This window comes from Duganella sp. CF517 (assembly GCF_900110275.1).
Taxonomy (GTDB): domain Bacteria; phylum Pseudomonadota; class Gammaproteobacteria; order Burkholderiales; family Burkholderiaceae_D; genus Rugamonas.
The window spans coordinates 206,711-226,104 of sequence record NZ_FODC01000008.1 but is presented as its reverse complement, the minus strand read 5'-3'; the positions used below and the strand labels follow the sequence as shown (position 1 = coordinate 226,104).

Below are 19,394 nucleotides of genomic sequence, written 5' to 3'. Positions count from 1 at the left end.
GTCTAACTCCTTATGCGACGTAGCAAATAACTTCGCCGCCGACACCGGTAGCGCGTGCTTTGCGGTCAGTCATGACGCCTTGCGGAGTCGACACGATCGCCACACCCAAGCCATTCATCACAGTAGGGATCTCGTCTTTGCCCTTGTAGACGCGCAGGCCCGGACGGGACACGCGCTCAAGGCGCTCGATGACGGGACGGCCAACATAATACTTCAAACCGATTTTCAGTTCCGCTTTGCCACCAGCTTCGGCTACGGCGAAATCTTCAATGTAACCCTCGTCCTTGAGGACGTTGGCAATCGCAATTTTGACTTTCGACGATGGCATGGCCACGGTCGTTTTTTGCACGCCCTGGGCGTTACGAATGCGGGTCAGCATATCGGCGATAGGATCGCTCATACTCATTGCATATTCTCCTATTACCAGCTTGCTTTAGTCATACCCGGAATCTCACCACGCATGGCGAATTCACGGAGCTTGATACGGCCCAGACCGAATTTACGGAAAGTGCCGCGAGGACGACCGGTGACTGCGCAGCGGTTACGCTGGCGGGTCGGAGCCGAGTTACGTGGCAGCGCTTGCAGCTTCAGGCGCGCTTCGTAACGTTCTTCTTCCGACTTCGACTGGTCATCAATGATGGCCTTCAGCGAAGCGCGCTTGGCGGCGAATTTGTTCGCCAGGTCCACACGCTTTTGCTCACGGTTAATCAGTGCGAGTTTTGCCATGATCTTCTTAGTTCCTGAACGGGAATTTAAAGGCGGCGAGCAAAGCTTTGGCTTCGTCGTCGGTCTTGGCGGTGGTGGTGATCGAAATGTTCATACCACGCAGCGCATCGATCTTGTCGTACTCGATCTCAGGGAAGATGATCTGCTCTTTGACACCGATGTTATAGTTGCCGCGGCCGTCGAACGAACGACCATTGACACCACGGAAATCGCGCACGCGCGGCAGGGCCACGGTGATGAAGCGATCGAGGAACTCGTACATGCGAGCGCCACGCAGGGTGACCATGGTACCGATCGGGTAGCCTTCACGGATCTTGAAACCCGCGATAGCTTTGCGCGACTTGGTCGTCACTGGCTTTTGGCCAGCGATCTTGGTCAGGTCGCCGACGGCGTGTTCGAGGACTTTCTTGTCCGCGATGGCCTCACCAACACCCATGTTCAGGGTGATCTTGGTCAGGCGTGGAACTTCCATCACCGACTTGTAACCGAATTTCGCGGTCAGGTCGGCGACGACTTTATCTTTGTAGAATTCTTGGAGACGTGCCATGATTTCTTAAGCCTTCACTACTTCGCCGGACGATTTGAAGATGCGGACTTTTTTGCCATCCACTTCTTTGAAACCGACACGGTCTGCCTTGCCACTAGCCGCGTTGAACAACGCGACGTTGGACACGTGAATCGGCATAGTCTTGTCGACGATACCACCTTGTACGCCAGTCATTGGGTTCGGCTTGGTCGCTTTTTTCGCGACGTTGACGCCTTCAACCACGACATGCTCCGCATCTACACGACGCGAAACGACGCCACGTTTGCCCTTGTCTTTCCCGGTCAGAACGATGACTTCGTCGTTTTTACGAATCTTATCCATTACGACTCCTTACAGGACTTCCGGTGCCAGGGACACGATCTTCATGAACTTTTCAGTGCGCAGCTCGCGCGTCACTGGTCCAAAAATACGGGTACCGATCGGTTCCAGCTTGGCGTTCAACAGAACGGCGGCGTTGCCGTCGAACTTCACCAGGGAACCGTCTTGGCGGCGAACACCTTTAGCGGTGCGCACAACCACGGCGTTATAAATTTCACCTTTTTTGACACGGCCACGTGGCGCGGCGACTTTGACAGTCACTTTGATCACATCGCCAATGCCAGCATAACGGCGCTTGGAACCGCCCAATACCTTGATGCACATTACTTCTTTGGCACCGGTATTGTCGGCCACTTCGAGCCGGCTTTCAGTTTGAATCATAGTATTCTCTTTCCCAACTTAAGCCGAAGAATCCACACAATGCGGACCTGCGGTCAGTCTTGGTCCCGCCAGCGCGCCCATGCAGGGCCCGATGTTTGGGTGCTTGACCTTCGTACTGCGACCGACCGCACGGTTCTGCGTCTGTGGCCAGACACTTTGCGGCGTTACATGAACGAAGCCCGCAAGTATGTCATACAACTCGCGGGCTTGCAAGAACTAATTGAAAACCGCCCCCGGCCCGTGTGGACCGGAGGCGACGGCTTCAATTAAACGATTTGCGCGGCTTGCACCACGCGCGTCACGGTCCATGCCTTCGTTTTGGAGATCGGACGACCTTCCACGATTTCCACCGTGTCACCGGTTTTCACCTGGTTGGTCTCGTCATGCGCGTGATACTTGTTCGAGCGCATGATGATCTTGCCGTACAAAGGATGCTTGACGTGACGTTCGATCAGAACGGTAACGGTTTTGTCCATTTTGTCGGACACCACTTTACCGACCAGCGTGCGCTTGAGCGGCTTGTTCACTGTTTCGGTCATTTGGCTTCCTTGGTGTTCATTACCGTTTTTACACGTGCGATGTCGCGACGTACCTTCTTGAGCTGCGAAGTGTTGCTCAGCTGCTGCGTCGCGATTTGCATGCGCAGGCCGAACTGGGCCTTCAACAGGTCAGTCAGCTCTTTTTGCAGAGCTACCTGGTCTTTGCCGCGGAGTTCAGATGCTTTCATATTTCACTCCTGTTATTGGCCGACTTGGCGGACCACGAAGGTCGTCGCCAGCGGCAGTTTGGCAGCGGCCAGGCGGAATGCTTCGCGCGCCAAGGTTTCGTCGACGCCGTCCATTTCGTACAGGACTTTGCCCGGACGGATTTCGGCGACGTAGTACTCTGGATTACCCTTACCGTTACCCATACGAACTTCGGCTGGCTTGTTCGAAATCGGCTTGTCCGGGAAGATGCGGATCCAGATACGGCCGCCACGTTTGATGTGGCGGGTCATGGCGCGACGAGCGGCTTCGATCTGGCGTGCCGTGATACGACCACGGGCGACGGCTTTCAGACCGAATTCACCGAACGACACCGAAGTGCCGGTGCCATGCGAAATGCCGGTGTTACGGCCTTTCTGCTCTTTACGATACTTCCTGCGTGCTGGTTGCAGCATGATTATTCTCCTGCTTTCTCGGCCGGCTTGGCGGCAGCGGCGCTACGAACGCGTGCTGCGCCCGGGGCGGCTGGTTTAGCACCGGCGCCGGCGCCGGCTGGACGCGGACGGCCAGCTGGTTTGCCGTCGTCACGACGTGGGCCACGTGGCTTCTTCTCGTCCGGCGGGGTATCGATGACTGGTGCGTCGCCGTTCGGCGCGCGGTCACCCTTGTATACCCAGACCTTGACACCGATGATGCCGTAGGTGGTCGAAGCTTCGCTGGTGCCGTAGTCGATGTCGGCGCGCAGGGTGTGCAGTGGCACACGACCTTCGCGGTACCACTCTTTACGAGCGATTTCGATACCGTTCAAGCGGCCCGACGACATGATCTTGATGCCCAGGGCACCCAGACGCATGGCGTTTTGCATGGCGCGCTTCATCGCGCGGCGGAACATGATGCGCTTTTCCAGCTGCTGGGCGATCGAATCGGCGATCAGCTGCGAGTCGATTTCCGGCTTGCGGATTTCTTCGATGTTCACGTGGACAGGCACGCCCATGATCTTGGTCAGCGCCGACTTCAGTACTTCGATGTCTTCGCCTTTTTTACCAATGACCACGCCCGGACGCGAGCTGTAGATCGTGAAGCGCGCGTTCTTGGCTGGACGCTCGATGACGATGCGGCCGACCGAAGCGTTCTTCAGCTTGGTCTTCAGGTAGGCGCGCGCCTTCAAGTCTTCGTTCAGCATCGAAGCGAAGTTGCTGTTGCCAGCATACCAACGCGAGGCCCAGTTACGGGTAACCGACAGGCGGAAGCCGGTTGGGTGGATTTTTTGACCCATGCTATAGCTCCTTAGTTGCCGACGGTCACGTAAATGTGACACGATTGCTTCGAGATGCGATCACCCCGGCCCTTAGCGCGTGCGGTGAAGCGCTTGAGGATCGGACCCTTTTCGACGTAGATGACTTTGACGAACAATTCGTCGATGTCGGCGCCATCGTTGTGCTCGGCGTTGGCGATCGCCGACTCGAGCACTTTCTTGATGATGGTCGCGCCCTTTTTCGGGCTGAATTGCAGAATGTTGAGTGCTGCGTCAACTTTCTTGCCGCGGATCTGGTCGGCCACGAGGCGACCTTTCTGATCCGACAAGCGCACACCCTTGAGGATTGCTTTGGTTTCCATTATTTCTTCGCCTTCTTGTCAGCGGCATGGCCCTTGAACGTGCGGGTCAGCGCGAATTCACCGAGCTTGTGACCAACCATGTTCTCGGAGACGTACACCGGCACGTGCAGCTTGCCATTGTGGACGGCGATCGTCAGGCCGATGAAGTCAGGCATGATGGTCGAACGACGGGACCAGGTTTTGATTGGCTTTTTGTCTTTGGCCGCTTGCGCCGCTTCGACTTTTTTCACCAGGTGGGCGTCACAGAACGGCCCTTTTTTCAATGAACGAGTCATGTGCTACCCCTTATTTCTTGCCGCGGCGCGAGACGATCATGGAAGAAGTGCGCTTGTTGCTGCGGGTCTTCTTACCCTTCGTCTGTTGGCCCCAAGGCGACACTGGATGACGACCAGCTGCGGTTTTACCTTCACCACCACCGTGCGGGTGATCGACCGGGTTCATGACCACACCGCGAACGGTAGGACGAACACCGCGCCAGCGCATCGCGCCGGCCTTACCGATCTTGCGCAGGCTGTGTTCGGCGTTGCCGACTTCACCCACGGTGGCGCGGCACTCGATGTGCACGCGACGGACTTCACCCGAGCGCAGGCGGACCTGGGCGTAGGTGCCTTCGCGGGCCATCAGGACGACGCCGGCTCCGGCGGTACGGGCCATCTGGGCACCCTTACCTGGCAGCATTTCGACGCAGTGCATGACGGTACCGACCGGGATGTTGCGGATCGGCAGGCAGTTGCCCGACTTGATCGGCGCTTCCGAGCCGTTCATGACGGTGTCGCCCACGCTCATGCCCTTGGTGGCGATGATGTAGTGACGCTCGCCGTCGGCGTAGCACAGCAGGGCGATATTCGCGGTGCGGTTTGGATCGTATTCGATACGTTCCACTTTCGCAGGAATGCCATCCTTCTGACGCTTGAAGTCGATCAGGCGATAGTGTTGCTTGTGACCACCACCGATGTGACGGGTGGTGATGTGGCCGTTGTTGTTACGGCCGGCGGTCTTCGATTTTTTCTCAACCAGGGCTGCGAACGGACGGCCTTTGTACAGGTCCGGGTTCACAACCTTCACCATGCCGCGACGGCCTGGCGAGGTTGGCTTCATCTTAACGAGTGCCATTATTTAGCCTCCTCGGAGAAATTGATTTCCTGGCCAGGCTTCAGGCACACGAAAGCACGCTTGGTATGGTTGCGGCGGCCGGTGTGGGCGCCGGAACGCTTCTGCTTACCTTCGCGGTTGACGGTCTGCACCGATTCCACTTCGACTTTGAACAACAGTTCAACGGCGGCCTTGATTTCTGGCTTGGTCGCGTCGGTGGTAACACGGAACACGATCTGCTCGTTCTTTTCCGCGACCATGGTGGCCTTCTCGGAAATGACCGGAGCTACCAGCACCTTCATCAGGCGCTCTTCGCTAAATTTCAATGCGCTCATGCCAGCATCTCCTCAATCTTGGCCAATGCGGCCTTGGTCACTACAATCTTCTTGTAGAACACCAGCGACATTGGATCTGCGTGACGTGGTTCAACGACCAGGACGTTCGGCAGATTGCGCGAAGCCAGTTCCAGGTTTTCGTTGGCGACGTCGGTGATGATCAGTACCGAGTCAAAGCCCATGCCGGTCAGCTTTTGCGACAGCAGCTTGGTTTTTGGCGCTTCGATCGCGAAGTCTTCGACCACAACCAGGCGCTCTTCGCGGGCCAGCTGGGACAGAATCGAGCAGATACCTGCGCGGTACATCTTCTTGTTCACTTTGTGGGTGAAGTTCTCGTCGGGCGAGTTCGGGAAGATGCGACCACCGCCGCGCCACAGTGGCGACGACGACATACCAGCACGAGCGCGGCCGGTGCCTTTTTGGCGCCATGGCTTCTTGGTCGTGTGGTGGACTTCTTCACGGTCTTTTTGCTTACGGTTGCCGCTGCGAGCATTGGCTTGGTAGGCGACGACGATCTGGTGGATCAGCGCTTCGTTGTAGTCGCGGCCGAAAATGGTATCGGCGGCGGCGACGTTAGAGGCGGCTTGACCTTGAGCGTTCAAGAGCTTGAGTTCCATCGTTTAAGCTCCCTTCTTTGCTTTAACTTTGACAGCAGGCGATACGACGACCTGGCCATTTTTCGCGCCAGGAATCGCGCCTTTGACCAGCAGCAGCTGACGGTCGGCGTCGATACGGGCGATTTCGAGGTTCTGCACGGTGCGGGTGACGTCACCGAGGTGACCGGTCATGCGCTTACCTGGGAACACGCGGCCTGGATCCTGCGCCATACCGATGGAGCCTGGAACGTTGTGCGAACGCGAGTTACCGTGGGTGGCACGGCCCGAAGCAAAGTGGTGACGCTTGATGGTACCGGCATAGCCTTTACCGATCGTGACACCTTGAACGTCGATCTTTTGACCGACTTCGAACAGCGAAGCGGCAACGACATCGCCGGCTTTCAATTCTGCTGCCTTGGTGGCGTCGACGCGGAACTCTTTCAACAGAGTACCGGCTTCAACACCAGCTTTAGCGTGGTGACCAGCAACAGCCTTCGTTACGCGGGAAGCGCGACGTTGACCGAATGCGACCTGAACTGCGGAGTAACCATCAGTTTCAGGAGTTTTGATTTGCGCAACACGGTTGTTCGATACGTCCAGCACGGTGACAGGGATCGAGTCCCCTTCATCCGTGAAGATGCGCATCATACCAACCTTGCGACCGAGGAGGCCAAGGCTCATTTTTTCTCCAATTCCCACCTACGATTGGGCGGGGATATGTTGAACTACAAAATTAGTACGGACCAATAAAAGGTCGAATCCATACCGAAGCCGGCTAGTGTAGCGTGAAAAAGGGGTTGACGCAACAACTAAGTACGGGGTATGTCGGGTTTACGCGGATTTATTGGGCGGCTGTGGCCGTTCCGGGAAAAACGAGGCCGCATGCGGGTTGCGGCGGAGATCCGGCAATCCTTAAAAGGATTCCTAATTGCTAAAACTCAAGGCTCGGCACAGACCAGGATGCAGCACTACAGCCGGCGCAAGCAGATGCTAACGCGCAGGGGCGGCCCTTGGTTTAATCAGCGGCTGAGCGGGATCAATCGCATGGTGCCCGGCGCCGGTAGCATGGAAGTCCCACCCGCGATCGCTGGCGCGCCCCCTGCTTTTTCCCACCGATAAAAACCGCGCCCGCCCCCCACCCAGGAGACATCATGAATGAACTGTTGCGCACGATCTTGCCCTTGCTGGCCGCCTGCGCCAGCCTTGCCGCCGGCCCCGCGCTGGCCGGCGCCAGCGGCGCCACCACCATCGGCAATGTCACGCTGGGCGTCATCGACCTGACGCCGCAGGACGGCGCCAGCGCCGGGTACGCCATCGATTCCTTCGAAAGCCGGCTGATGGTCTACACCGACACCAGCAACACCGGCGGCGGCATCCATCCGACCACGGTCTATCCGCCACCCTACGCCGCCGGCAACGCACAAATGGCTTATCGCTCGGCCGCCGCCGGCGCCGGCACCACCGGCGCGGTGGGCAATGTCGCCGCGCATGCCAGCACCGGCACCGCGCTGGGGCTCGACAACCTTGTCAGCGCGGACAGCCAGCAATGGATGTGGTTGACCCTGGCTCCGCATACATTGCTGACGGTGTCCGGCAACGTCTTCACCGACGCCGCCCGCTCGCTGGACGCGGGCGAAGGATATCGCGTCTTTAGTTGGGCCTCGGTCGATATCACCGATAGCGAAATGCACACGGGCAGCTCTTTGTCGCGCGAGGGCGCGCTGATCTGGGGCGAGCAGACTAGCGCGGCTGGCAACAACGAGTTTTTCACCTTGGCTTTCGCCAATCCGGGAGCGGCCGCCATGGCAGTGAGCGTCAACTTCTTGGCCTACACGGAGATTGCCGTCACGGCGGCCGCCGTGCCGGAGCCGGCCTCCTGGGGCATGACGCTGGCCGGCCTGCTGCTGGCGGGCAGCGCGGCCCGGCGGGCACCCCGACGCATGGCGGTTCCGGTGAGACGATGAACAACGACCTACCGGCGTCAGAAGATTCAGTCCAGAACTGCGCTGGTAATCACAACTAGCTACGGAACCGCTCCACGCTCAACCCGGCGCCGCGCAGGATGGCGCCGAGCGTAAAAGCGTTGACCGGGTTTGACCACATCCAAGTGATTGACACCCGGAACGCGGACCATGGCTAACGCACCACATCCACTTCACGCATGATGGCGCCGTGGAGATTTTCCTCCACGACCTCAAGATACTCGGCGATCGCCGATTTGATATTTTCAAGGGCTTCTTCCTCGGTCGCCCCCTGCGAACAACAACCTGGCAACCCTGGAACAGAGACGCTGTAGCCCTCTTCGGATTTATGAAGCGCAACTCGGTATTTCATGTCGCCCCCCTCTGAAAATTCAAATATAGACGCGACGGTTGCCGAGGGGACCGCCGCGGCGCACCGCAAATCACCCGAGGTCTCCGGCCGCAAAAACCGCCCCCCCTAGCGGTTCAGGCGCCTGAGGATCTGCGCCCGCAGCATGCGCGCGCCATCGTCGTCGAGCGGCGCCAGCGAGTGGCGCGCCGCCGGCGGGATGTGCGCCGCCTCGCCGCCGTCGCTGTCGAACACGTAGTGGCGGAAGATCTCCTTCCACGCCGCGCGCTGCGCCGGCGGCAGGTCGCGCAGGGTCATCAACGCCAGCGACAAGGTGCCGGCCGGCGTGTCCATCCAGTCCGGCGACTGGCGCCACCAGTAATTGATCAGGATATTGAAAGGCTCGAGTCCCTCGACGTGGTGCCACCACATGCTGGGGATGAACAGCGCGTCGCCCGGCGCCAGCTCGGCCGATTGCGCGTGCCGCAGCGCCTCGGCGAACAGCGGGAAGCGCTCCAAGTCCGGGCGCGCGAAGTCGACCAGGCTGACCGATTGCCCGGCCGGCGTGAAGTCCAGCGGCCCGACATACAGGTTCTTCAACTGCTCGGGCGGAAACAGGGTGAAGCGGCGGCGCCCGGCCGCCACGCAGGCTAGGTTGTCCGGCACGTCGTAATGGGCCGGAATGCGCGTGCGGTTGCCGATCCAGAGGCTGGCCAGCGGATCGCGCGCGCCCAGGTCGACATCGTTTTCCGCGCGCAGGCCCGGCAGGCAGGTGTCGACCGTGGTCGAGCCCACGTACAAGGTCGGCGGGTCGGCCGCGTCCAGGTGCGCCATCAGCGCGTCGAGCACCTGGTCGAAGCGCACCATCTGCGACGTGAAATTAAAGCCGCTGAGGTCGTCGTTATAAAAGATGCGCCCGCCCGTGCCCGGCGGGCTGTGGCTGGCCAGCACGGTGGCGTCGCGGTAGAACCGGCGCAGGTAGGCGTCGGCCCGCCCGGCCCCCTCGCGCGCGGCGCGCACCAGCGGCCAGCCGGCCACCAGGCCGCGCAGCACCAGCGGCACCGGCGAGGCCAATATTGCGTCGGACAGCGGCGCGCCGCCGTCCACTTCCACTATCGCTTGCATGGACTTCCCCAATGAAAAAGGCCGTCGCATCGCGACGGCCCGTGGCCCGGCTAGACGCTACCGTTCAATCTCAGAACTTGTAGCGCGCGCCCAGCATGTAACGCGGACCGGCTTGCGTCACGTTCAGGGTCGAACGCTCGGTGCGGCCGTACTGGCGCTGGGTGGCGTTGGTCAGGTTGATGACCTCGGCCTGCAGGCTCAGCTTGTCGGTGACATTGTACCCAACACTGATGTCGGTCTGGCCGTACTTGTCGGTATAGACCGGCGCCGGGCGGCCGCCGCCGGCGTCGATGGTCGCGGCCAGGAAGCTGTCGCGCCAGTTGTAGGCCACCCGCACCGACCATTTCTGGTCTTCGTAGATACCCACCAGATTGGCCGAGTTGCTCAGCCCCAGGATCGCGAACTGATCCTGGACGTTGGCGTCGTCGTACTTGGTCGGCGACGTCACGTACGTGTAGTTGGCCTGGACGCCGAAGCCGCTGCGGCCGAACATGTGCTGCACGTTGATCTCGGCGCCCTTGACGGTGGCCGACTTCTGGTTGGCATACGAGGTCAGCAGGAAAGGCATCAGCGGATCGCCCGGCTGGCCGGTGATCTTGCCGTCGAGGTTGCCGTCCGACTTGACGCCGAGGTATTCCACGCCCGGTTGGCCGCGGAAGTTGGTCAGGATGTAGTTGCGCAGGCAGTTGGTGTCGGCCGCCGAGCAGCCGGCGTTGCGCGCGGCGGTGTAGTACGCGCCGCCGACCGGCGTGTGCAGGTTGTAGAGCGGCGTCGAGGTTGCCGTCTGGCCGGCGTAGTTGTCCATCTTCTTGTGGAAGCCGGCGATCGACAGCACGCTCTGCTGGTCGTAATACCATTCCCACGACAAGTCCAGGTTCTTCGACTTGACCGGTTTCAGCGCCGGATTGCCGACCGAGGCGGTGCCGCCGGTGAAGACGTTGCCGATGGTGCCGAGCGTCAAGCCGCCCTGCATCTGGTCATAGCGCGGCCGGCCGATGGTGGTGCCGACGCTGGCGCGCAGTTTCATGTCGGGACGCAGGTCGGCGTCGAAGTTCAGGGCCGGCAGCACGTTGTTGTAGCTGGCTTCCTGCGTGCTGAACGACGCGCCGGCGAACTTGAGCGGCAATTCGTTCTGCGATTCCCACACGACGCCGGTGCCCACCAGTACTTGCGCCACCGAGGTGACCTTGGTGTGTTCCATGCGCACGCCGATCGACGTATGGAACGGGATGGCGGCATCCCAGTCGGTGCCGAACGATACGTAACCGGAGCTGGTTTTTTCCTTCAGTTCGCGGTCGGTGTCGGCGCTGTCGAAATTCGGCAGGTAGGTCGACAGGCCGGTGGCTGCGGCCGTGGCGGCGCGCACCTTGCCGAAGTCGAAGGTGTAGAGCGAACCGAACAGCTCTGGCGCATTGTGGCCGCCGAACTCCTTGAAGAACGAGCCGAGCGAATTGGCCTGGAACAGGCTGCCCGGATAATCGGACGCCTTGGAGGCGCCGCCCCAGCTGTTGTTCTGCACGTTCGAGTAGGTCGAGCGGTTGGTCGAGTCGGTGTAGCCGACGCCGAAGTTCAGCTCGGACGCCTCGAACAGCTTCAGGTTACCCTTGGTCTGGGCCTGGTTGATGGTGGCCTTCTGCCAGCTGTTGTGGAACCACGATCCGGTGGCCTGGATCGGCGCGGCGGCCAGGTTGGCCGCTGGCATGCTCACAATCGGCAACTCCTTGGTGAAGTCGACCATCGTATTGCCGCGGCTGTAGCTGGCGTTCGACAGGTTGTTCTCGCTGCCCCACGGGCTGTCGGCGCCGGATTCGGCGTTCGAATGGTGCAGGTCGAGCTCCAGGCGCAGGTCGTTGCTGGCCTTCCATACGGTGTTGAAGCCGATCGACTTGTTCTTGGTCTTGGTCGCGTAGTCGCCGCCCACCACCGAGATGTCCTGCGGCGTCTTGTAGGTCTCCATGTAGGTCAGCGGGGTCTGCACCGCGCCGCCCGGCCAGGTGCTGGTCGAGGTCGGGGTCTGGCCGAACCACACGCTCAGCTCGTTGCGCTTGGTCTGGATCTTCTGTTCCGAATACGTCAAGTCCAGGGTCGTGGTCAATTCCTTGACCGGACGGAATTGCAGCACCAGCTGGCCGTTGGTGCGCTGACGCGAGATGGCATTGACGCCGTAGCCGAAGTTCTGCGGGATCAGATACAGGTCGGTCGGACCGGGACGGTTGGTGATGTTCTGCGAGCCCGGCTGGCCAGGCTGCGGCAGGGTCGCGCCCTCCGGCAAGGTCGCCGAACCGAGGTACGGACCCTGGTAGCCGTTGGCCAGGCCTGCGCGGTTGAAGCCGGAGTCGCGGCGCTGGTGGCTAGCGCTAACAGCGATGCCGAAACGGCCGTCTTCGCTGGTGTTGCTATAGATGCCCGACACTTCCGGCGTGACGCTGTCGCCCTTGATCGAACCGGGCAGTTCTTTGTTGGAGTCGTCCTTGACGGCCTTGGCGCCGATGCTGGCGCGCATGCCCGGATTGTCCAGCGGACGGGCGGTCATCACGTTGATGGTGGCGCCGATGCCGCCGCTCGGGCTGTCGGCGCGGCCGGTTTTATACACCTGCAGCTGCGAGATCGCTTCCGACGCCAGGTTGGAGAAGTCGAACGAGCGGCCCGACAGGTCGCTCAGGTCGGTGGTCGGCATCTGGCGGCCGTTGAGCAGCACCAGGTTGAAGTCGGGGCCGAGGCCGCGCACGGTGACCTTCTGGCCCTCGCCGTTGCTGCGGTCGATCGACACGCCGGAGATGCGCTGCAGCGATTCGGCCAGGTTGGTGTCGGGGAATTTGCCGATGTCGTCGGCGACGATGCCGTCGACGATGCCGTCGGCGTTGCGCTTCATGTTCATGGTCGACTGCATGCTGGCGCGGATGCCGGTGACGACCACTTTCGGGCCGTCGGCGCCGTCGCCCGGCACGCCGGCGGTCTGCGCGAACGCCGGAACGAAGGTGGCGCAGGCGCCGGCAACTGCCAGGCAGATCAACCGGCGCTGGCTCAGAGGACGCTCTGAAAACGTTTTCAAATTTTTACGCACTTACATCTCCTTAATTATATTTATCGCTCCGACGTGTCGAGCAGGGTCGAGGCAACGTCGGAAGTGGCATCACTACAAACAACCGCAACTACTGTCGATCTGCTTTCAGTCGAATAACAAATCAATAAGGCCTTGCCAGAATAAGTTCAAAAAAACCATTAGTCAATTGATCGAACGAATTACCGCGCCAAATTCGTGCAGTGTTGTAAAGAAGCCCCAATTGCGCGCGCCGGCGTGCCCCGAAACGGGGAGAAAACCGCGCGCGGGCGCGCCGGCGGGCGTATGATCGCCCGCAGTCCCACTTTGAAACGTTCCCCCCATGATCGTCGCCGGCGACCAGCAGTTGCTCAAACAAATCAACCGCATGGCCCTGGTGCGCCAGCTGTGCGGCGCGCCCGGCTTGTCGCGCGCCGCGCTGGCCGAGGCGGTCGGCCTGACCAAGTCCACCGTCAGCCTGCTGGTGCGCGAGCTGCTCGACGAGGGCTGGCTCAGCGAGAGCGAACTGGTGGCCACCGGCGCGCTGGGGCGGCGCGCCACGCCGCTGCGCCTCGACAGCGGCCGCCTGGCGCTGCTGGGGGCCGACCTGGGCATCGGCGGCGCGCGCGTGGTGGCCACCGACCTGCTGGGCACGGTGCTGGCCGAGCGCGCCCTGCCCTACCCGGACCCCGCCGATCCGGCCGCCTGCGTGGGGCTGATCGCCGACGCGCTGGTGGCGATGGCGGCGCCCGGCGGCGCGCTGGCCGGACGCGCGCCGCTGGGGCTGGGCATCGGCGTGCCCGGCGTGGTCGACGACGCCACCGGCGTGCTGCGCTACGCGCCCCACCTGGGCTGGCGCGACGTCGACGTGCTCGGGCGCCTGCGCGCGCACTGCGCCGGCACCGCGCTGGCCGGGCTGCCGCTGTTCATCCAGAACGAGGCCAACGTCGCCGCGCTGGCCGAGCTCGAATTCGCCGGCCAGGTCGGCGCCGACCCGCTGATCTACCTGAGCATCGGCTACGGCGTGGGCGCCGGCATCGTCGTCAACGGCCGCCTGCTGACCGGCCTGTACGGCTTCGCCGGCGAGGTCGGCCACACCATTTTGCAGCAGGGCGGGCCGCGCTGCTCGTGCGGGCGGCGCGGCTGCGCCGACGCGCTGATCGGCCTGCAGGCATTGATGGATGCGGTGTACGGCCAGCCGTGCCCGCCCGAACCGGAGCGGCTCGAGCGCCTGTTCGCGCAGGCCGGCGCCGGCGAGCCGGCCGCCTGCCAGGCGGTCGAGGCGGCCGGGCGCCACATGGGCGTGCTGCTCAACAACCTGTGGGTGGCGTTCGATCCGATGTGCATCGTCGTCGGCGGCGCCGCGCTGCGCCTCGGCGAGCGCTTCCTGGCGCCGGGGCGCGCCGTGCTGCGCGCCTACGCCGAGGCCACGCAATTGCCGGCGCCCGTCATCCGCACGCCCCACTTCGGCGCCAACGCCATCGCCATCGGCGGCGCCGCCATGGCGCGCCATCACCTGATGCGCCCGTTCGGCGGCCAGGGCGCCGGCTGGCTGCCGCGCGCATGACGTAAAAAAGCCGGGCGTGCTCGCGTTGGCGAACAGGCCCGGCTCTTACAACCGTGGACGGGAACGACCCCGCCCACCGGTTCAGCAATGATTATTGCAGTTTGATTTCGACATCGACGCCAGCTGGCAGGTCCAGCTTCATCAGCGCGTCAACGGTCTTGTCGGTTGGGTCGACGATGTCCATCAGGCGCTGGTGGGTGCGGATTTCGAACTGGTCGCGCGAGGTCTTGTTGACGTGTGGCGAACGCAGCACGTCGAAACGCTGGATGCGGGTTGGCAGTGGGACCGGGCCTTTGACCACGGCGCCGGTGCGCTTGGCGGTGTCAACGATTTCCAGTGCGGACTGGTCGATCAGCTTGTAGTCGAAAGCCTTCAGGCGGATGCGGATTTTCTGGTTTGGTGCGGACATGATTTTTCCTTGAAAAGAGCGAACTGGCAACTATGTAGCGCCAGCAATATTTAAAAGAACGAGTTGTAACGCGTAAGGGTCGACATGGTATCACACCATGCCGACCCTGTTTCAATCACGCAAAATTAATTAGGCGATGATCTTGGCAACAACACCGGCGCCGACGGTACGACCGCCTTCGCGGATAGCGAAACGCAGGCCTTCTTCCATCGCGATCGGGTTGATCAGCTTGACGGTGATCGACACGTTGTCGCCTGGCATAACCATTTCTTTGTCCGCTGGCAGCTCGATCGAACCGGTCACGTCAGTCGTACGGAAGTAGAACTGTGGACGATAGTTGTTGAAGAACGGGGTGTGACGGCCGCCTTCATCTTTCGACAGGACATAGATCTCGCCGGTGAAGTGGTTGTGCGGCTTGATCGAACCCGGCTTGGCCAGAACCTGGCCGCGCTGGACGTCTTCACGCTTGGTGCCGCGCAGCAGCAGACCGACGTTGTCGCCGGCTTGACCCTGGTCCAGCAGCTTGCGGAACATTTCCACGCCGGTGCAAGTGGTCTTGACGGTGTCGGTGATGCCGACGATTTCGATCTCTTCGCCGACCTTGATGATGCCGCGCTCGATACGACCGGTCACCACGGTGCCGCGACCCGAGATCGAGAACACGTCTTCCACTGGCATCAGGAAGGCGCCATCGACTGCGCGCTCTGGCGTAGGGATGTACGAATCCAGTGCATCGGCCAGGCGCATGATCGCGTCAACGCCCATTTCGCCTTCTTTGCCTTCCAGCGCCATACGGGCCGAACCTTTGATGATCGGCACGTCGTCGCCTGGGAATTCGTATTTCGACAACAATTCACGAACTTCCATTTCGACCAGTTCCAGCAGTTCCGCGTCGTCGACCAGGTCGCACTTGTTCAGGAACACGATGATGTATGGAACGCCAACTTGACGGGCCAGCAGGATGTGCTCGCGGGTCTGTGGCATCGGGCCGTCGGCCGCCGAGCAAACCAGGATCGCGCCGTCCATCTGGGCAGCACCGGTGATCATGTTTTTGATGTAGTCGGCGTGGCCTGGGCAGTCAACGTGGGCGTAGTGGCGAGCGGCGGTTTCGTACTCGACGTGCGCGGTGTTGATGGTGATGCCGCGTGCTTTTTCTTCCGGTGCCGCGTCGATCTGGTCGTAGGCTTTAGCTTCGCCGCCGAATTTCTTCGACAGAACGGTAGCGATTGCAGCGGTCAGGGTGGTCTTGCCGTGGTCGACGTGGCCGATGGTGCCGACGTTGACGTGCGGCTTGGTCCGTTCGAATTTACCTTTTGCCATTTTATTCTTCCTTAGAACAATGTTTTAAATATGCGCTCCGGAGGATCTCCCCGAAGCGCAAAAAGTCGAAAATTACTTAGCTTTAGCAGTGACGATCGCGTCGATAACGTGCTTAGGCGCTTCCGAGTAGTGCTTGAATTCCATCGTGTAGGTAGCACGACCTTGCGTTGCGGAACGCAGCGTGGTCGAGTAACCGAACATTTCGGACAGCGGCACTTCAGCTTTGATGATCTTGCCACCGCCGCCTGGGATCTCGTCCATGCCCTGCACCATACCGCGGCGGGACGACAGGTCGCCCATCACGGTACCGGCGTAGTCTTCCGGCGTTTCCACTTCCACAGCCATCATCGGCTCCAGAATAACCGGCGAGGCCTTGCGGCAGCCTTCCTTGAACGCCATCGAAGCGGCCATCTGGAACGCGTTTTCGTTCGAGTCCACATCGTGGTACGAACCGAAGAACAGCGTGACCTTGACGTCGACCACTGGGTAGCCGGCCAGAACACCGGTGTTCAGGGTACCGCGCACACCCTTTTCAACCGCAGGGATGTACTCGCGTGGAACCGTGCCGCCTTTGATGGCGTCAACGAATTCGAAACCTTTACCTGGTTCTTGCGGTTCGATCTTCAGCACCACGTGACCGTATTGACCACGACCACCCGACTGCTTGACGAACTTGCCTTCGGATTCTTCGCAGGTCTTGCGGATCGTTTCGCGGTACGCGACCTGTGGCTTGCCGACGGTCGCTTCCACGCCGAATTCGCGCTTCATGCGGTCGACGATAATTTCCAGGTGCAGCTCGCCCATACCACCGATGATGGTCTGGCCCGACTCTTCGTCGGTCTTGACGCGGAACGACGGATCTTCCTGTGCCAGGCGGTTCAGCGCCAGGCCCATTTTTTCCTGGTCGGCCTTGGTCTTTGGTTCCACGGCCTGCTGAATCACAGGCTCAGGGAAGACCATGCGCTCCAGCACGATGATCGAGGTCGGATCGCACAGGGTTTCGCCCGTGGTCACGTCTTTCAGGCCAACGGCGGCGGCGATGTCGCCGGCGCGCACTTCCTTGATCTCTTCGCGCTGGTTCGCGTGCATCTGCAGAATACGGCCCAGACGCTCTTTACGACCCTTGACCGAGTTGTAGACGGTGTCGCCCGAATTGACGGCGCCCGAGTACACGCGGAAGAAGGCCAGCTGGCCGACGAACGGGTCGGTCATGATCTTGAACGCCAGCGCCGAGAACTTCTCTTCGTCGGACGGCTTGCGGGTGGTCGGCTGTTCGTCCTCGTCGGTACCGCCGACGTCTTCGATGTCCAGTGGCGACGGCAGGTACTCGATGACCGCGTCCAGCATGGCTTGCACGCCCTTGTTCTTGAAAGCGGTACCGCACATCATCGGCACGATTTCCGAAGCGATGGTGCGATCGCGCAGCGCTTTCTTGATCTCGGCTTCGGACAGGTCGCCCTCTTCCAGGTACTTGTTCATCAGTTCTTCGGTCGCTTCGGCGGCCACTTCAACCATCTTCTCGCGCCACTCGGCGGCCGATGCTGCCAGCTCTTCCGGGATCTCGACGTAGTCGAACTTCATGCCCTGGGACGCTTCGTCCCACAGGATGGCTTTCATCTTGACCAGATCGATCACGCCCTTGAAGTTTTCTTCGGCGCCGATCGGGATCTGGATCAGGACCGGGTTGGCCTTCAGGCGAGCGCGCATCTGCTCGTAGACCTTGAAGAAGTTGGCGCCGGTACGGTCCATCTTGTTGACGAAGGCCAGACGCGGCACTTTGTACTTGTTGGCCTGGCGCCATACGGTTTCCGACTGTGGCTGAACACCGCCCACTGCGCAGTAAACCATGCAGGCGCCGTCGAGCACGCGCATCGAACGTTCGACTTCAATGGTGAAGTCGACGTGGCCCGGGGTGTCGATGATGTTGATGTGGTGCTCAGGGAAATTGTTAGCCATCCCTTTCCAGAAGCAGGTGGTTGCGGCCGACGTAATGGTGATGCCGCGCTCTTGTTCCTGCTCCATCCAGTCCATGGTGGCGGCGCCATCGTGGACTTCACCGATCTTGTGGTTCACGCCCGTGTAGAACAGGACGCGTTCGGTGGTGGTGGTCTTACCTGCATCGATGTGAGCGGAGATACCGATATTGCGGTAGCGCTCGATGGGGGTCTTGCGGGCCATAGTTATTCCTAAATCTTTGAATGGACAAAACCGAGCACCATTTTTTGGATAAAAAATGAGCCCGGCCTCGAACAACAGATAACAGCCGGACCACGGAGGATCCGGCCGATTTTATTAGAAGCGGAAGTGCGAGAACGCCTTGTTCGCTTCAGCCATGCGGTGCACTTCATCGCGACGCTTCATCGCACCGCCACGGCCTTCGGCCGCTTCCATCAGCTCACCGCCGAGGCGTTGTGGCATGGATTTTTCGCTGCGCTTGTTCGCGGCTTCGCGCAACCAACGCATCGACAGGGCCATACGGCGCACTGGGCGTACTTCGACCGGCACCTGGTAGTTTGCACCACCGACGCGACGGGATTTGACTTCAACCAGTGGCTTGGCGTTGTTGATCGCGGTAGCGAACACTTCCAGCGGATCTTTGCCGGATTTCGAAGCGATGTGCTCGAAGGCACCGTAGATGATGTTTTCTGCGACCGATTTTTTACCGGACAGCATCAGAACGTTCACGAATTTGGCGACATCCGTGTTGCCGAATTTTGGATCCGGCAGAATTTCGCGCTTGGGTACTTCACGACGACGTGGCATATCAATTCCTTTCAATCTTCAGTTGAGGTGCGCAGATATGGGATTCGCACTCTCGCGGAGGGCCATCATAGCCATCCACTTACTCGACCAGTTGCGGTCGATTACATTCACTTAGCTAGCTGCCACCGAGCGAAAACTTTTGTATTTTTAATGCAGATTACTTCTTACCAGCTTTAGCGCGCTTGGTACCGTATTTCGAGCGGGCTTGCTTACGGTCTTTGACGCCCTGGGTATCCAGTGCACCGCGAACCATGTGGTAACGCACACCCGGCAAATCTTTTACGCGGCCGCCGCGCAGCAGGACAACGCTGTGCTCTTGCAAGTTGTGGCCTTCACCGCCGATGTACGAAATGACTTCGAAACCGTTGGTCAGACGCACTTTGGCGACTTTACGCAAAGCCGAGTTAGGCTTCTTAGGAGTGGTGGTGTACACACGGGTGCAAACACCACGCTTTTGCGGGCTGTTTTCCAGCGCCGGCGATTTGCTTTTCACGGTCAGAGCGACACGTGGATTGCGAATCAGTTGATTGATGGTTGGCATCGT

General features: G+C 60.7%; 25 protein-coding genes. 2 read left to right on the top strand and 23 right to left on the bottom strand.

Features of this window, described 5'->3' with window-relative positions; translation table 11 throughout:
• Positions 1-10: 10 nt before the first annotated feature.
• The 15 genes from rpsH to rplC form a co-directional block, all read right to left on the bottom strand.
• Positions 11-406 carry a 30S ribosomal protein S8 gene (rpsH, locus tag BMX85_RS26445; RefSeq protein ID WP_008444325.1) on the bottom strand — a complete coding sequence of 132 codons (396 nt, stop codon included), beginning with the start codon at positions 404-406 and terminating at the stop codon, positions 11-13.
• A gap of 14 nt (positions 407-420) precedes the next feature.
• Positions 421-726, bottom strand: coding sequence for a 30S ribosomal protein S14 (rpsN, locus tag BMX85_RS26440; RefSeq protein ID WP_008444324.1), 306 nt, complete (start codon positions 724-726; stop codon positions 421-423).
• Positions 727-733: 7 nt separating this feature from the next.
• Positions 734-1,273, bottom strand: coding sequence for a 50S ribosomal protein L5 (gene rplE / locus BMX85_RS26435; RefSeq protein ID WP_090325878.1), 540 nt, complete (start codon positions 1,271-1,273; stop codon positions 734-736).
• 6 nt (positions 1,274-1,279) lie between these two features.
• Entirely contained in the window at positions 1,280-1,594 is a 315-nt protein-coding gene (gene rplX, locus BMX85_RS26430) for a 50S ribosomal protein L24 (protein ID WP_090325875.1), read from the bottom strand.
• A gap of 9 nt (positions 1,595-1,603) precedes the next feature.
• On the bottom strand, positions 1,604-1,972 hold the full coding sequence (gene rplN / locus BMX85_RS26425; protein ID WP_008444317.1) for a 50S ribosomal protein L14: 369 nt from the start codon (positions 1,970-1,972) through the stop codon (positions 1,604-1,606).
• Between the two features lie 266 nt (positions 1,973-2,238).
• A complete protein-coding gene (gene rpsQ / locus BMX85_RS26420; protein ID WP_090325872.1) occupies positions 2,239-2,511 on the bottom strand; it encodes a 30S ribosomal protein S17 in 273 nt (90 codons plus the stop codon).
• Entirely contained in the window at positions 2,508-2,699 is a 192-nt protein-coding gene (gene rpmC, locus BMX85_RS26415; RefSeq protein ID WP_090325867.1) for a 50S ribosomal protein L29, read from the bottom strand. Before rpmC ends, rpsQ begins: the two co-directional genes overlap by 4 nt.
• 12 nt (positions 2,700-2,711) lie before the next feature.
• The gene (rplP, locus tag BMX85_RS26410; protein ID WP_090325864.1) at positions 2,712-3,131 is read right to left on the bottom strand and encodes a 50S ribosomal protein L16; all 420 of its coding nucleotides are present in this window, start codon (positions 3,129-3,131) and stop codon (positions 2,712-2,714) included.
• Between the two features lie 2 nt (positions 3,132-3,133).
• Positions 3,134-3,952, bottom strand: coding sequence for a 30S ribosomal protein S3 (rpsC, locus tag BMX85_RS26405; protein ID WP_090325859.1), 819 nt, complete (start codon positions 3,950-3,952; stop codon positions 3,134-3,136).
• A gap of 11 nt (positions 3,953-3,963) precedes the next feature.
• Positions 3,964-4,296, bottom strand: a complete 333-nt coding sequence (gene rplV, locus BMX85_RS26400) for a 50S ribosomal protein L22 (RefSeq protein ID WP_173595008.1) — start codon at positions 4,294-4,296, stop codon at positions 3,964-3,966.
• Positions 4,293-4,568, bottom strand: a complete 276-nt coding sequence (gene rpsS, locus BMX85_RS26395; protein WP_008444295.1) for a 30S ribosomal protein S19 — start codon at positions 4,566-4,568, stop codon at positions 4,293-4,295. The genes rplV and rpsS overlap by 4 nt, the downstream gene beginning before the upstream one ends.
• A 10-nt stretch (positions 4,569-4,578) precedes the next feature.
• Complete coding sequence (rplB, locus tag BMX85_RS26390; RefSeq protein WP_090325854.1) at positions 4,579-5,406, bottom strand: 50S ribosomal protein L2; 828 nt, start codon at positions 5,404-5,406, stop codon at positions 4,579-4,581.
• Complete coding sequence (gene rplW / locus BMX85_RS26385) at positions 5,406-5,720, bottom strand: 50S ribosomal protein L23 (protein WP_090325850.1); 315 nt, start codon at positions 5,718-5,720, stop codon at positions 5,406-5,408. The genes rplB and rplW overlap by 1 nt, the downstream gene beginning before the upstream one ends.
• The gene (rplD, locus tag BMX85_RS26380) at positions 5,717-6,337 is read right to left on the bottom strand and encodes a 50S ribosomal protein L4 (RefSeq protein WP_090325845.1); all 621 of its coding nucleotides are present in this window, start codon (positions 6,335-6,337) and stop codon (positions 5,717-5,719) included. The genes rplW and rplD overlap by 4 nt, the downstream gene beginning before the upstream one ends.
• A gap of 3 nt (positions 6,338-6,340) precedes the next feature.
• The gene (rplC, locus tag BMX85_RS26375) at positions 6,341-6,997 is read right to left on the bottom strand and encodes a 50S ribosomal protein L3 (protein WP_090325842.1); all 657 of its coding nucleotides are present in this window, start codon (positions 6,995-6,997) and stop codon (positions 6,341-6,343) included.
• 470 nt (positions 6,998-7,467) lie between these two features.
• On the opposite strand from rplC, the gene BMX85_RS26370 reads away from it, so the two are divergent.
• Positions 7,468-8,280 (top strand): PEP-CTERM sorting domain-containing protein, encoded by an 813-nt coding sequence (locus BMX85_RS26370; RefSeq protein WP_090325839.1) that lies wholly within the window; start codon positions 7,468-7,470, stop codon positions 8,278-8,280.
• A gap of 172 nt (positions 8,281-8,452) precedes the next feature.
• On the opposite strand, the gene BMX85_RS26365 is transcribed toward BMX85_RS26370, so the two are convergent.
• From BMX85_RS26365 to BMX85_RS26355, 3 genes are all read right to left on the bottom strand, one after another.
• Positions 8,453-8,650 (bottom strand): type II toxin-antitoxin system HicB family antitoxin, encoded by a 198-nt coding sequence (locus BMX85_RS26365; RefSeq protein WP_090325835.1) that lies wholly within the window; start codon positions 8,648-8,650, stop codon positions 8,453-8,455.
• Positions 8,651-8,755: 105 nt separating this feature from the next.
• Positions 8,756-9,751 carry a cupin-like domain-containing protein gene (locus tag BMX85_RS26360; RefSeq protein WP_090325832.1) on the bottom strand — a complete coding sequence of 332 codons (996 nt, stop codon included), beginning with the start codon at positions 9,749-9,751 and terminating at the stop codon, positions 8,756-8,758.
• 70 nt (positions 9,752-9,821) lie between these two features.
• Entirely contained in the window at positions 9,822-12,815 is a 2,994-nt protein-coding gene (locus BMX85_RS26355) for a TonB-dependent receptor (protein WP_090325829.1), read from the bottom strand.
• Positions 12,816-13,134: 319 nt separating this feature from the next.
• Between BMX85_RS26355 and BMX85_RS26350 the strand changes: the two genes are divergently transcribed.
• Positions 13,135-14,358, top strand: coding sequence for an ROK family transcriptional regulator (locus tag BMX85_RS26350; protein ID WP_090325826.1), 1,224 nt, complete (start codon positions 13,135-13,137; stop codon positions 14,356-14,358).
• A 91-nt stretch (positions 14,359-14,449) separates the two neighbouring features.
• On the opposite strand, the gene rpsJ is transcribed toward BMX85_RS26350, so the two are convergent.
• The 5 genes from rpsJ to rpsL form a co-directional block, all read right to left on the bottom strand.
• A complete protein-coding gene (gene rpsJ, locus BMX85_RS26345; RefSeq protein WP_005663509.1) occupies positions 14,450-14,767 on the bottom strand; it encodes a 30S ribosomal protein S10 in 318 nt (105 codons plus the stop codon).
• A gap of 129 nt (positions 14,768-14,896) precedes the next feature.
• Positions 14,897-16,087, bottom strand: coding sequence for an elongation factor Tu (gene tuf / locus BMX85_RS26340; RefSeq protein WP_090325678.1), 1,191 nt, complete (start codon positions 16,085-16,087; stop codon positions 14,897-14,899).
• Between the two features lie 72 nt (positions 16,088-16,159).
• Positions 16,160-18,265, bottom strand: a complete 2,106-nt coding sequence (gene fusA, locus BMX85_RS26335) for an elongation factor G (RefSeq protein WP_090325822.1) — start codon at positions 18,263-18,265, stop codon at positions 16,160-16,162.
• A 114-nt stretch (positions 18,266-18,379) separates the two neighbouring features.
• Complete coding sequence (gene rpsG / locus BMX85_RS26330) at positions 18,380-18,850, bottom strand: 30S ribosomal protein S7 (protein ID WP_090325819.1); 471 nt, start codon at positions 18,848-18,850, stop codon at positions 18,380-18,382.
• 157 nt (positions 18,851-19,007) lie between these two features.
• A complete protein-coding gene (rpsL, locus tag BMX85_RS26325; RefSeq protein WP_025603541.1) occupies positions 19,008-19,391 on the bottom strand; it encodes a 30S ribosomal protein S12 in 384 nt (127 codons plus the stop codon).
• Between the last annotated feature and the right edge of the window lie 3 nt (positions 19,392-19,394).